This window comes from Pseudomonas sp. AC136, from assembly GCF_979258585.1.
In genome coordinates, this window is record NZ_OZ409865.1 from 19,713 (window position 1) to 32,068 (window position 12,356).

Sequence of the window (12,356 nt, forward strand, 5' to 3'; positions counted from 1 at the left end):
GAGATTCCAATGCGTACATGGTGGGTAACGAGTGCCCTGGTAGTAATGCTCTGGGCACAAGGGGCGGTGGCAAGCACGGTGCTGGTCGTCGGCGATAGTATCAGCGCCGGTTTGGGCCTGGAAACCAGTCAGGGCTGGGTCAACTTGTTACAAAAACGCCTGCAAACCGATGGCTTCGACGACAAAGTGGTCAATGCCTCCATCAGCGGCGACACCAGCGCAGGCGGCCTCGCGCGGCTGCCCGCGCTGCTCTCAGAGCATAAGCCGAGCGTGGTGGTCATCGAGTTGGGCGGTAACGACGGGCTGCGTGGCCAGCCGCCGGGCCAATTGCAACAGAACCTTGCGGCGATGGTGGACCAGGCCCAGAAGACCGGCGCCAAGGTGCTGCTGCTCGGCATGCGCCTGCCGCCCAATTATGGCGAGCGCTACAACAAGGCCTTCGCCGCGACCTTTACTGAGGTGGCGGCGCAGAAGCAAGTGCCGCTGGTGCCGTTCTTCCTTGAAGGGGTTGGCGGCGTACCGGAGCTGATGCAGGCCGACGGCATTCACCCGTCTGCGGGTGCGCAATCGAAGTTGCTCGACAACGCCTGGCCCGCCCTGAAGCCGCTGTTGTAAGGCGGTCTGCTTGGCCATTTTCGGCGCCGTTGTTCGGAAGCGGCTGATGGACGAAACGTTTTAAAAGGTCTGCTGAGAAGGCTTTTTTATGCGCCACCTTTCGGCTAAGGTGGCGCCGTCTCCAGGAGCCTTCAATGCCGCGCCCCGCTTGGTCTTTACACGCTTACCAACTGATCGAACCCGACGAGCAGCTCGACCTGTTCGCGTGCCGTGAAGTGCGTGTGCACCTGGTGGCTCGCCAGCTCGAATTAAGTGGCCACGCTGACCGCACGTTGTGCGGCGGTTTGCTGCCGGCCCAGCCCAAATGGGTGAATCTGGAAAAGCCGCTGCTGCGCGACAAGCGCCTGTGCACCGCGTGCTACGCCACGCTCCAGGCCCAGCGTGACGGCGACCGCCCACGCTGGCCGGGCGTTTAGGCCACTCCCGGCCGCCCGTGAGCGCGTGTACAATCGCGTTCTTTTCTCACTCGCTATTCAGCCAAGGATCACCGGATGTTGTCGCGCGCTCCTGCAGTCGCCCGTTCCCTGTCACTCGCCGCGCTGTTCGCGGTCGGCCCTGCCGCAGCACTGGAATTCCCGCTGCCGCCACCGGGCGAAGACATCATTGGCCAGGTTCAAGTCATCACCGCCAGGTACGAAGACACCTTCGCCGACATCGGCGTGGCGAATGATCTGGGCTATCTGGAAATGGTCGCTGCTAACCCTGGCGTTGATCCGTGGTTGCCAGGCGTAGGCACGCAAATTATTTTGCCGACGCGCTTCGTGCTGCCACCTGGCCCGCGTGAAGGCATCGTGATCAACCTGGCGGAGTACCGCCTGTATTACTTCCCGAAAGGGCAGAACGTGGTGCACACCTATCCGTTGGGCATTGGCCGTGAAGGCTGGGGTTCGCCGATCAACGTCACCACCATTACCGCCAAAACCGCCAACCCGGCGTGGTACCCACCGGCCTCAATTCGCGCTGAACACGCCGCCGACGGTGATCCGTTGCCGAGCGTGGTGCCGCCAGGTCCGGACAACCCGCTCGGTCCGTTCAAATTCAACCTCGGCCTGCCGGGTTACCTGATTCACGGCTCGAACAAGAAATTCGGCATTGGCATGCGCGTGAGCCACGGTTGCTTCCGCATGCTCAACAACAACGTGCTGGAGCTGGCGAAGCTGGTGCCGGTGGGTACCAAAGTGCGCATCCTCAACGACCCGTACAAATTCGGCGTGAGCAACGGCAAGGTCTACCTGGAAGCGCACACGCCGCTGGACGACAACGGCAACCCGTCGGTGGTGGATAAACACACCGCCGTGATCAACGCCCTGCTCAAACGCGAAGACCTCACCAACAGCGTGAGCCTGGACTGGGAAGTGGTGCGCGACGTGGTTGCAGCCGAAGACGGCCTGCCCGTGGAAATCGCCACGCCGGGTTCGGTAGTGCCGAACACGGCGGCAGTTGTGCAGTAAGCCGCCACACAACAAAAAGCCCGCTGCCGGTTAACCCCGCAGCGGGCTTTTTGTTGCGTGTCGGAAAATCAAAAGCTCGCGGCTAAAGCCGCTCCCACAGGTTCTTGATTTTCCGCTCTCAGACTTCACGCCGCTCCAGATCGAGCGAGCTAGAGCGGGGCAAGGCGAAAAGCGCTTTTCAAGCGCAGTTGGCTGTAGCCAATGAGCATTGAAAAGTGATTTTCAACGCAGCCCCGCCGACGCGCAGCCGATCGCTTTTTTACACGCGAAAAAAAACCGAGCCATAGGGCTCGGTTCTTAGCGCAATTACTTGCGGCTTGCTTTTTCCAGCATACGAGCAGCACGCTCGTTAGCTTCGTCAGCAGTTTGCTGAGCTTTCTGAGCAGCAGCCAGAGCTTCGTCAGCTTTGCGGTAGGCTTCGTCAGCACGAGCTTGAGCGCGAGCAGCAGCGTCTTCGGTAGCGGTCAGACGAGCTTCGGTTTCTTTGGTGGTGCTGCTGCAGCCGGTTGCCAGAACGGCAGCCAGAGCCAGAGCGGAAAGTTTCAGAACGTTGTTCATTGTGTTCCCCTTAAGGTGCATTTTTTCCATAAAGCGAATTGCCCCGAGCTCGAGGTAATTGGCCGGTCTACATACTACTCATTACTTGTAGTAAGTAAACGGACGTAACGCCAGCGCCCTACTTTTTTTGGTGAAATTGAGTGCTATGTAAGCAAGCCGTAATAGTGCTGGATGAAAAGTATCCAGTTGCGGCTGCGACGTGCGCATTTACGACAGGTAAAACGCAGCGCTGACGGTTATTGTCGTCGCCACACTTTTGCGCACCCAGCGCCTTCTTTTTGCCGCAACTAGCGGACCAACAAACGCTTCGTTTGAAGTGTGGTTTAGCGTCTTTTAAGCAGCGTGTCGCAGCGCCCATTTTCAGCAGTAGCTGGCACTTTGCCGGCCTGTTAAGCTGCGCCGCACAAGACCTACAGCATCGTGCGTGTCGTGACATAAAGGACGTCAGCGTGGCCAGAATCGTTAAATGGGGTTTGCTTTCGGTAATTGCTCTTGCCGTATTAATCAAGCTGTCGCTGTGGCTATCGGTGCGTTCGATCATGAACGATGCGATCGCGCAGTTATCGCCTTTTATGGATATCACTTACGGCGGCATTACCTCATCGTTCGATGGCCGCGTAGGGTTGGAAAACCTTACTGTGCGTGTGCCCATGATGGGCGACAGTGTTCGGGTTCAGCATGCGCAATTGAAGTTCAATGGCCTGGGTGAACTGTTGCGCTTCAAGGAAAGCCTGGCCGAGGGCAAGTTTCCGGAACAAATGGCAGTCAACCTTAAAGGCCTGGCGCTCGATGTTCATGGCCCGTTTATGCAGCAGCTTTACGATGCGCCCTCTGAGCGCAGCCTGTTTACGGCGATGAGTGAAGTGAGCTGCGGCAAGGTTCGCTTCATTGGCACCACCGAACTGTTGGACATGGGCTATCGCACCTTTGAAAGCGATGCGGAGTTCTCGTATCGCTTTGAGCCGGCACGAAAGACCGTGCACTTTTCCATGACCGCCGACACGCGCGATATGGCCGAAGTGAAGCTGACGCTGGCCTTGGCCAATATGTCGGATAACCCGGGCGACATGCGTGTGCATCCGCCGGAGTTGTCGTTGGTAGCCATGGAAATCAATGACAACCAGTACCAGCGCAAAGTGCTGGAATACTGCGCCGGCAAGATGGGGCAGACCAGTGAGGTGTACCTGAAGACGGCGGTGGAGCAGTTCGACAAAGTGATGCGCAGCCAACGTGTGGCGCTGGCCCCGTCGGTGCTTGAAGCCTATGGCCGTTATCTGAAAGACCCACAATCGTTGCGGCTGGAACTTAATCCGAACGCCGGGGTGAGCTGGGATGGCCTACAGTTCTTCGAAGCCAATGACGTGGTGGGCATGTTGCACCCGGCGCTGTTGGTGAATCAGCAAGCGGTCTCGCCGGTGAGTTTCACCTGGTTCGACCCGGGCGCGCGCAAAGAGCCATTGCCCAATGAAATGATCGTCGCAGAAAGAGTTGAGTCAAATGCCACGACGCAGCAATATGAGTTTGTGAGTGTCGCCAGCCTGCCCGATTACGCTGGCAAGCGTTTGCAGTTCATTACCCACGAAGGTACTTATTATCAGGGTGTGCTGCGCAAAGTGGAGAACGGCAAAGCCTACCTCAGTGTCCAATTTGGCTCGGGGTCGGCGGAGATGTTTCTGCGCTTGGATAAGATCGATAAGGTAAGGGTCATGTTCTAAGACCCGCTGAGGAGTTGTGATGAGCGAGGCGCTGTCTATCAACCATGACCAGGCAGGTCATCAATTCGAGACCACCGTGGATGGTGATCGTGCTTACCTTGCCTATATGGACCTGGGTAAGCAGACGCTCGATATCTACCGCACGTTTGTGCCCAACTCGTTGCGCGGCCGTGGCATTGCTGCGGCATTAACCGAGCGCGCGTTGGAGTATGCCGAACGTATGGGCTACACCGTGATCCCATCGTGCTCGTATGTTGAACGCTATATGGAACGGCGCAATCGGCACTGATTTCGCAGTTAAAAAAACGCCGGGCTAAGCCCGGCGTTTTTGTGTGCGCGGTTTGAATCAGCCGCGTTGACGCTTGGGCAATACGTTTTTGAGTTTGCTGTGCATGCCCAGCAAGGTTTTCTCGGTGGTGTCCCAGTCGATGCAGGCATCGGTGATCGACACGCCGTACTTCAACGCATTGAGGTCTTTGGGGATCGACTGATTACCCCAACCCAAATGACTTTCCACCATCAGGCCAACAATCGACTGGTTACCTTCCAGAATCTGGTTGGCGACGTTTTCCATCACCAGCGGTTGCAGCGCCGGGTCTTTGTTGGAGTTGGCGTGGCTGCAGTCGACCATGATGTTCGGGCGAATGCCGGCTTTGGTCAGTTCCTGCTCACACACGGCCACGCTCACCGAGTCATAGTTCGGCTTGCCGTTACCGCCGCGCAGCACCACGTGACCGTAGGCGTTGCCTTTGGTGGTGACGATGGACACGCCGCCTTCCTGATTGATACCCAGGAAACGGTGAGGGCTGGAGACCGATTGCAGCGCGTTGATGGCGACCGTCAGACCGCCGTCCGTACCGTTTTTGAAGCCGACTGCCGACGACAAGCCCGACGCCATTTCGCGGTGGGTTTGCGATTCGGTGGTGCGTGCGCCAATGGCCGACCAGCTGATCAGGTCTTGCAGGTATTGCGGGGAAATCGGGTCAAGCGCTTCGGTGGCGGTGGGCAAGCCCATTTCAGCCAAGTCGAGCAGCAGTTGGCGACCGATATGCAGACCGTCCTGAATCTTGAAGGAGTCGTCCAGGTAAGGATCGTTGATCAAGCCTTTCCAGCCGACGGTGGTGCGCGGCTTTTCGAAATACACGCGCATCACCAGATAGAGCGTGTCCGACACCTCGGCGGCCAGCACTTTCAGGCGCTCGGCATACTCATGGGCAGCTTTGATGTCGTGAATCGAGCAAGGGCCCACCACCACGAACAGGCGGTGGTCCTTGCCGTCGAGAATATTGCGGATCACCTGACGGCCTTGCACCACGGTGTGCAGGGCGGCTTCAGTCAGCGGAATATCACGCTTGAGCTGGTCGGGGGTGATGAGGGTGTCGTTGGAGGCGACGTTAAGGTCATCGATCGGTAAATCAGCCATCGTGCTACTCGTTGGTCAGGTCGTCAGTCAGGTCACGGAGGTTGGCCGTCAGCCATTGGCGACAGAGCGCGGAGCGTAACGGGGGTGGGAACCTTAGCGCGTACAGCCCGCCTCGACAATGGGGCGGTCGTGCTTATAAGGGGGAAACAATAGGCCGAAGCGGGCGCTATCGGCACGACTATTAATGCAGGCCGCTGAAGGTGGAGAACGTCGCCGCGTGTTCGGCGATCCATTCCCTGGCAATGGCTTCGACAGGCAGCGGCTGACCGAGCTCTTGTTCGCGCAGATGCCGGTAGTGTTCGATCTGGCATACCTGCTCGACCATACGCGCGCGAAACAGCGTTTCCTCGTCCACAAAGGCGATGCCGACCAAGTAATCGGTGGGCTGCTTCTTACACCAGGCCACCACACCGCTGTAGCGGGCCTGATCGCCCAGCAGCGGAATGCGCAGCTCCACCGCCGTGCCACGGCGAAAACCTTTGGGGGAATTGCAGGCCACGCCGCCGAGGCTGATATTGTTCAACCGCTGACGCGGCAGGAAGGCGTGCTTGCGCTGAATCAGCTCAACTGGCATATCACTGGGATGACGCAAAAACTGACGCATTACCAAAAACTCCACACGTTCGGATGATGGCTCATGGACATCACTGCTAGCAGTATAGCCACGCAATCCGAGCTGACCGATTTCGACGCGGATCGCCTGTTGCTTGATTGGCCGGGCGTTTCACTGCTGATATTTACCAGCATAGGTTGTGCCAGTTGCCGCTTTGCCCGCCGCGAGCTGCCGGGCATGGGGCTTCCCGTGGCGCGCTTGGGCTGGATCGACGCCGCTAACAATGGCGGTTTGGTCGAGCGTTATGAGGTATTTCACTTGCCTGCGCTGTTTGTCGCGCGCGATGGTCAATTTTTCGGCGCGGTGCAATCGCGCTTGCAGCCTGTAGAGCTAAAGGCCGCTATTAATGCGGCCTTGGCCCGTTTACCTGAGGAGCTTCCCTGATGGTGTTTTCCCCTGAATCCGGCACCGGTCCACGCATCGGCATTATCGGTACCGGCGCAATTGGCGGCTTTTATGGGCTGATGCTGGCGCGGGCCGGCTTTGACGTGCATTTCCTGCTGCGCAGCGAATACGCCGCAGTGGCTGAACGCGGCCTGCAACTGAACAGCGCCGTGCATGGTGCACTGCAGCTTGAAAACGTTCAGGCATATTGCAATGTCGCTGAGATGCCGGCGTGCGACTGGCTGCTGGTCGGCGCCAAGAGCACCAGCAACGCCGAGCTGGCGCCGTTAATTGCCCAGGCCGCCGCGCCCGGTGCAAAAGTGGTGCTGCTGCAAAACGGCCTGGCGGTGGAAGAGGGCCTGCAACCGTTGCTGCCCGACTCGCTGCACTTGCTGGGCGGCCTTTGTTACATCTGCGTTCACCGCTCGGCACCGGGCGTTATCGAGCACCAGGCGCTTGGCGGCGTGAACCTCGGTTACCACAGCGGCCCGGCGAGCGCCGCCGACGCTCAACTGGCCATCGCCGAGGAGGGCGCCGCGCTGTTCAAACATGCCGGCCTCGACTCCACTGCCATGCCCAACCTGGCCCAGGCGCGCTGGCAGAAACTGGTGTGGAACGTGCCGTACAACGGTCTTTCGGTGGTGCTGAATACCGGCACCACGGCGTTGATGGGCCACAGCGAAACCCGCGCGCTGATTCTGGCCATCATGAAAGAAGTGATCGAAGGCGCCGCCGCCTGCGGCTACGCCATTCCCGAGGTGTTCGCCGAGAAACTGCTGGCCTCCACCGACCGCATGCCCGACTACTTGCCGAGCATGTACCACGACTTTGTTGAGAAACGTCCGCTGGAGTTGCAGTACATCTACGCCGAGCCGCTGGCCGCCGCCGAACGCGCCGGGGTCGAGCTGCCGCGCATTCGCGCCCTGGCGCAGCAACTGGCGTTTATCGACGCGCGCAATCACTGATTAACCGACCCGAACTGAGGCATTTATGAGCAAAGGGCTGGCGGACAAACTGGTGTTGGCAATTTCCTCGCGGGCGCTGTTCGACCTGCGCGAAAGCCACCGCATTTACGAAAGCGAAGGCGTGGAGGCGTATCGCCAATACCAGATCGAGCACGAGGACGAAGTGCTCGAACCCGGCGATGCGTTTCCGCTGGTGCAAAAACTGCTGGCGCTGAACACCACCCTCGGCCAGCAGCGCGTCGAGGTAATCCTGGTCTCGCGCAACAGCGCCGACACCGGCCTGCGCGCGTTCAACTCCATCAGCCACTACGGCCTGGACATCACCCGCGCCGCCTTTGTTGGCGGCCGCAGCCCCGATCCTTACCTGGCGGCGTTTGGCTGCCACCTGTTTCTGTCCACCCACGCCGAAGACGTGCGCAGCGCCCTGCGTTCCGGCTTTGGCGCGGCGACCATCCTCTCCGGTGGCGCGCGGCGGGCGGCCAGCACGGAACTGCGCATCGCCTTCGACGGTGACGCGGTGCTGTTTTCCGATGAGTCCGAGCGCGTGTACCAGGCCGGTGGGCTGGTGGCGTTCCAAACCCACGAGCGCGAGTCGGCGCGCGAGTTGTTAGGCGGCGGGCCGTTCAAACCATTCCTCGCTGCGCTGCACAGCTTGCAGCAGGAGTTCCCGCCGGAAAATTGTCCGATCCGCACAGCACTGGTGACGGCCCGTTCAGCGCCGGCGCACGAGCGGGTGATTCGCACCTTGCGCGAGTGGAATATTCGCTTGGACGAGTCGTACTTTCTTGGCGGGCTGGAGAAAACCGCGATTCTGGAAACCTTCGGCGCCGACGTGTTTTTTGACGATCAGCCGGGCCACTGCGAGAAAAGCCGCGAAGTGGTTGCCACCGGCCACGTGCCGCACGGCATCAGTAACGAGCCACAGCACTAGTCTCCCGGCCGTTCTGCTGCCCGTTCGTCTTGCACTACTAACAGCGGCTGGATTTATAGCCAGCACTGCTAAGCTCAACCCAGGCCGTTAAGAATGCAGTTAGGAGGCCGCATGATTCGATCGATTCTTTACGCCACCGATTTAGGCCTTTACGCCCCGTATGTGTTGCAACACGCCCTGGCCATGACGCGCGCCTTCAAAGCGGATTTATATGTCGTGCACGCCGTGGAACCGTTGGGGTTGTTCGCCGAATCGGTATTGAAAACCTACCTGGATGAAGCGGTGCTCACGGAAATTCGCACCAACGGCCTCAGCGGCGTGCTGGCCAGCATTGAACAGCGAGTGTTTGAAGGCTTCAGAGATGAAATGGGCGATGCCCAGCAAGACATGCAAATGGTTCGGGCTGTGCGGGTGGTGCAGGGCGACCCACCGCAAGTGATCTTGGCCGAGGCGCAGCGCTTCAATGTGGACTTACTGGTGATTGGCAGCCACAGCAGCCATACGGGGGCGCAAGACATTCCCTTGGGCAGAACCGCAACGCGCCTGGTGCAGCTGGCGGAAGTGCCGGTGTACCTGGTGCCGATGCTGCAGCACCGCACGCGGGCCGATTTCTAAGAAACGTTTTGCTGCACTGCGCACACGCATGGGGCTGCGTATGCTAATAAAATAGTCTAGATTTAGCCTTCTAACCTCTACTATGGTTATATAACGCCTTTGGCGTCTGCTGCATCGCCTTTTCGCTTTGAGGGATATCTATGAAGCTCCAGCAACTGCGCTACATCTGGGAAGTCGCGCACCACGATCTCAACGTGTCCGCCACGGCGCAGAGTCTGTATACCTCGCAGCCGGGTATCAGCAAGCAGATCCGCCTGCTGGAGGATGAATTGGGTGTCGAGGTTTTCGCCCGCAGCGGCAAGCACCTGACCCGCGTGACGCCGGCTGGCGAGCGCATCATCACCACCGCTGGCGAAATTCTGCGCAAGGTCGAAAGCATCAAGCAGATTGCGCAAGAATTCTCCAACGAGAAAAAAGGCACGCTCTCCATCGCCACCACCCACACCCAGGCGCGTTACGCGTTGCCGGCGGTGATCAGCAACTTCATTAAGCAATACCCCGACGTGGCTCTGCACATGCACCAGGGCACGCCGATGCAGATTGCCGAAATGGCCGCCGACGGCACCGTCGACTTCGCCATCGCCACGGAAGGTCTGGAGCTGTTCAACGACCTGATCATGATGCCGTGCTACACCTGGAACCGCTGCGTGGTGGTGCCTCAAGGCCACGCGCTGACCAAGCTGCCGAAACTCACCCTCGAAGCCTTGGCCGAATACCCCATCGTTACGTACGTGTTCGGCTTTACCGGCCGCTCGAAGCTCGACGAAGCCTTCAGCCACCGTGGCCTGACGCCAAAAGTGGTGTTCACCGCTGCCGATGCCGACGTGATCAAAACCTACGTTCGCCTTGGTCTGGGCGTGGGCATCGTGGCCAAGATGGCGGTCGACGCCAAGCTGGATCCCGACCTGGTAGTGCTGGACGCCAGCGAATTGTTCGAGCCGAGCGTGACCAAAATCGGCTTCCGTCGCGGCACGTTCCTGCGCGGTTTTATGTGCGACTTCATCGAAAAATTCGCCCCGCACCTGACCCGCGACGTCATGGCCAAAGCCGTGCAATGCCACAACAAAGTGGAGCTGGAAGAGCTGTTCCACGGCGTTGAGTTGCCGGTGCACTAAGCCCGGTACAGATGAGAAAGGCGCCTTGATCGGCGCCTTTTTTATGGGCGAAGGTTATTAATGCGCCCGTAACTGGCCGGCGCAAAGCGCGTGCTCAAGCCAATCAGCACCACGGCGCCGAGCGCCATGATCATCCAGGCTTGCGTGAGGTCGGCAAAGCGGTCGCGCAGCACGCCCGCCAACAGCGGCATACAACTGGCGATGATGTAACCGCCGCCCTGAACGAAGCTGGCCAATTCGCCGGCGCGGCTTGGGCTGTCGGCGTGGTCCAGCGCCACGATCAGCGACAGCGGAAACAACGCGCCAATGCCGCAGCCGAGCAACAGACACGCTGGCAGCGCCAAGGGCAGGGGCGCGATGATCAGGCAGAACAGGCCGGCCAGCAGCATCAGCAGCACGCTGTACAACGGCACACGACGATCCGGGAAACGGCCAATCAATGCCGACACGGCCAGGCCGGCGACCACCTCAGTCAGCGTCAACGCGCCGAGCAGAAAGCCCGCAGCGGACGGTTGCCAACCGAGGCCGGTATAAAAGGGCGGCAGCCACGCGAGCACCAAGGTGTACGCGCCTGTGCCAATGCCAAAAAACACCATCAACTGCCACGCCCGGCCGTTGCGCCAGAACGCCGGTGGCGCGGAGGCAGCCAGGGTTTCCTGCATGTGGTTCACGCGCTGCTGGCGTGACGCGACATACCACAGCGGCACCGCCAGCACGGCCGGCACCGCCCACACCGCCAGCGCCATTGGCCAACCGCCGACCGCCGCCAAACCCGCTACAGCCGCGGCGGCCACTGCCGCACCGGCCATGATGCCGGTGGTGTACAGCGCCATGACATTGCCCGCCCTCGCGCCAAAGCAGCGCTTGATAAACGCCGGTAACAAGGTTTGCACCAGCGCGATGCCAATGCCGGCCATTACGGCGGTGGCGAGCAACCCATAGCGGCCCGAGGCCGCCAGACGCAGGCCGCACGCCAGCGCAATGAGCGCGATACCTAAACCGATGCCGTTGCGTTCGCCCAGCCAGCGCCGCAGCCGCCCACCGGCCAGGGCGCACACGCCCATCACGAACACCGGCACGGTGGTCAGCAGGCTGGCTTGGGTGGAACTCATGCCGGTGGCCAATTCGATGCTGTCGAGCAATGGACCGATGGCGGCTAAAGCCGGACGCAGATTCAACGCCAGCCCGACTACGGCCAGCACAGTAAACAGGTGGGTACGCGGGGCTACGCTCATGCCTTCTATCTCGCCGTAAAGTATCTCGACATCAAGATTAAAGTTCGAGCGTGCCTTTGCGCAAGGCATTAGTATTAGCTTTATATCGAGATGGTTTTATCAAGTGAGGCCCGAATGAACGATCGAGCGCAACAGGCAGAAGCAGAATGGCGGCGCGAACGTCCGGATATCGACGCAGCCGTAATGGTCACCGTTGGGCGATTATTGGAGGCGGCGCAGCTGATGGAGCGGCAGATACTATCGCCATTGGCGGCGCAGTTCGGGCTGCAAAAAGGCGAGTTCGACGTCATCGCCACGTTGCGCCGTGCGGGCGCGCCGTACCAATTGATGCCGACTGAACTCTACGAAGGATTGATGCTGTCATCCGGCGCCATGACCAGCCGCCTCGACCGCCTGGAACGCAGCGGCCTGATCGAACGCCTGCCATCGCCCAGCGACCGACGCAGCACCCTGGTGCAATTGACCCCATCGGGTCTGGCGTTGATCGACAAAGTGCTGCCGTTGCACGTCGACAACGAACAGCGCGCGCTTGAAGTGCTGGCGCCGGCAGAGCAGACGCAGCTAAGCGAATTGCTGGGCAAGCTGATTAGCGGGTTGCGCGGTTAAAGCCCCCCACAGACACCTCGGTCCCTGTAGGAGCGGCTGGGCGGCATTCCGATTAGCCGCGATGCTTTTTAAAATTCCAGTCGCCTCGCAAATTCGAGCGCCACAAAAGCAAAAAGCTCGAGACTAAAGT

15 protein-coding genes are annotated in these 12,356 nt (G+C 59.9%); 11 read left to right on the forward strand and 4 right to left on the reverse strand.

The window, feature by feature from the left end; all coding sequences use genetic code 11:
• Window positions 1-9: 9 nt before the first annotated feature.
• The 3 genes from ACZZZU_RS00100 to ACZZZU_RS00110 all read left to right on the forward strand — a co-directional run bounded on the left by ACZZZU_RS00100 (window position 10) and on the right by ACZZZU_RS00110 (window position 2,066).
• Window positions 10-615 carry an arylesterase gene (locus tag ACZZZU_RS00100; RefSeq protein WP_463549334.1) on the forward strand — a complete coding sequence of 202 codons (606 nt, stop codon included), beginning with the start codon at window positions 10-12 and terminating at the stop codon, window positions 613-615.
• A 134-nt stretch (window positions 616-749) separates the two neighbouring features.
• Window positions 750-1,031, forward strand: a complete 282-nt coding sequence (locus ACZZZU_RS00105; protein WP_122450455.1) for a hypothetical protein — start codon at window positions 750-752, stop codon at window positions 1,029-1,031.
• A 75-nt stretch (window positions 1,032-1,106) separates the two neighbouring features.
• Complete coding sequence (locus ACZZZU_RS00110; protein ID WP_463549335.1) at window positions 1,107-2,066, forward strand: L,D-transpeptidase family protein; 960 nt, start codon at window positions 1,107-1,109, stop codon at window positions 2,064-2,066.
• A 306-nt stretch (window positions 2,067-2,372) separates the two neighbouring features.
• Here ACZZZU_RS00110 and ACZZZU_RS00115 read toward each other — a convergent pair whose 3' ends face one another.
• Window positions 2,373-2,624, reverse strand: coding sequence for an Lpp/OprI family alanine-zipper lipoprotein (locus ACZZZU_RS00115; protein ID WP_122450457.1), 252 nt, complete (start codon window positions 2,622-2,624; stop codon window positions 2,373-2,375).
• Window positions 2,625-3,073: 449 nt separating this feature from the next.
• Between ACZZZU_RS00115 and ACZZZU_RS00120 the strand changes: the two genes are divergently transcribed.
• Both ACZZZU_RS00120 and ACZZZU_RS00125 read left to right on the forward strand, forming a co-directional pair.
• Window positions 3,074-4,339 (forward strand): hypothetical protein, encoded by a 1,266-nt coding sequence (locus tag ACZZZU_RS00120; RefSeq protein ID WP_463549336.1) that lies wholly within the window; start codon window positions 3,074-3,076, stop codon window positions 4,337-4,339.
• Between the two features lie 19 nt (window positions 4,340-4,358).
• The gene (locus ACZZZU_RS00125) at window positions 4,359-4,628 is read left to right on the forward strand and encodes a GNAT family N-acetyltransferase (protein WP_122450458.1); all 270 of its coding nucleotides are present in this window, start codon (window positions 4,359-4,361) and stop codon (window positions 4,626-4,628) included.
• A 57-nt stretch (window positions 4,629-4,685) separates the two neighbouring features.
• On the opposite strand, the gene ACZZZU_RS00130 is transcribed toward ACZZZU_RS00125, so the two are convergent.
• Together ACZZZU_RS00130 and ACZZZU_RS00135 are read right to left on the reverse strand one after the other, a co-directional pair.
• On the reverse strand, window positions 4,686-5,762 hold the full coding sequence (locus ACZZZU_RS00130) for a 3-deoxy-7-phosphoheptulonate synthase (protein WP_122495176.1): 1,077 nt from the start codon (window positions 5,760-5,762) through the stop codon (window positions 4,686-4,688).
• Between the two features lie 181 nt (window positions 5,763-5,943).
• Window positions 5,944-6,366: a PilZ domain-containing protein gene (locus ACZZZU_RS00135; protein ID WP_463549337.1), complete on the reverse strand. Its 423-nt coding sequence runs from the start codon at window positions 6,364-6,366 to the stop codon at window positions 5,944-5,946.
• Window positions 6,367-6,399: 33 nt separating this feature from the next.
• Here ACZZZU_RS00135 and ACZZZU_RS00140 point away from each other — a divergent pair, with 33 nt between their 5' ends.
• The 5 genes from ACZZZU_RS00140 (at window position 6,400) to cysB (ending at window position 10,385) form a co-directional block, all read left to right on the forward strand.
• Window positions 6,400-6,759 carry a YbbN family protein gene (locus tag ACZZZU_RS00140; protein WP_463549338.1) on the forward strand — a complete coding sequence of 120 codons (360 nt, stop codon included), beginning with the start codon at window positions 6,400-6,402 and terminating at the stop codon, window positions 6,757-6,759.
• Complete coding sequence (locus ACZZZU_RS00145; RefSeq protein WP_463549339.1) at window positions 6,759-7,724, forward strand: putative 2-dehydropantoate 2-reductase; 966 nt, start codon at window positions 6,759-6,761, stop codon at window positions 7,722-7,724. The genes ACZZZU_RS00140 and ACZZZU_RS00145 overlap by 1 nt, the downstream gene beginning before the upstream one ends.
• A 25-nt stretch (window positions 7,725-7,749) precedes the next feature.
• Window positions 7,750-8,655: a 5'-nucleotidase gene (locus ACZZZU_RS00150; RefSeq protein ID WP_122495183.1), complete on the forward strand. Its 906-nt coding sequence runs from the start codon at window positions 7,750-7,752 to the stop codon at window positions 8,653-8,655.
• A gap of 111 nt (window positions 8,656-8,766) precedes the next feature.
• A complete protein-coding gene (locus ACZZZU_RS00155; RefSeq protein ID WP_122495185.1) occupies window positions 8,767-9,270 on the forward strand; it encodes a universal stress protein in 504 nt (167 codons plus the stop codon).
• Between the two features lie 140 nt (window positions 9,271-9,410).
• Window positions 9,411-10,385 carry an HTH-type transcriptional regulator CysB gene (gene cysB / locus ACZZZU_RS00160; protein ID WP_122495187.1) on the forward strand — a complete coding sequence of 325 codons (975 nt, stop codon included), beginning with the start codon at window positions 9,411-9,413 and terminating at the stop codon, window positions 10,383-10,385.
• Between the two features lie 41 nt (window positions 10,386-10,426).
• On the opposite strand, the gene ACZZZU_RS00165 is transcribed toward cysB, so the two are convergent.
• The gene (locus ACZZZU_RS00165; protein WP_463549340.1) at window positions 10,427-11,620 is read right to left on the reverse strand and encodes an MFS transporter; all 1,194 of its coding nucleotides are present in this window, start codon (window positions 11,618-11,620) and stop codon (window positions 10,427-10,429) included.
• A gap of 114 nt (window positions 11,621-11,734) precedes the next feature.
• On the opposite strand from ACZZZU_RS00165, the gene ACZZZU_RS00170 reads away from it, so the two are divergent.
• The gene (locus ACZZZU_RS00170) at window positions 11,735-12,226 is read left to right on the forward strand and encodes a MarR family winged helix-turn-helix transcriptional regulator (protein WP_463536590.1); all 492 of its coding nucleotides are present in this window, start codon (window positions 11,735-11,737) and stop codon (window positions 12,224-12,226) included.
• Window positions 12,227-12,356 lie beyond the last annotated feature (130 nt).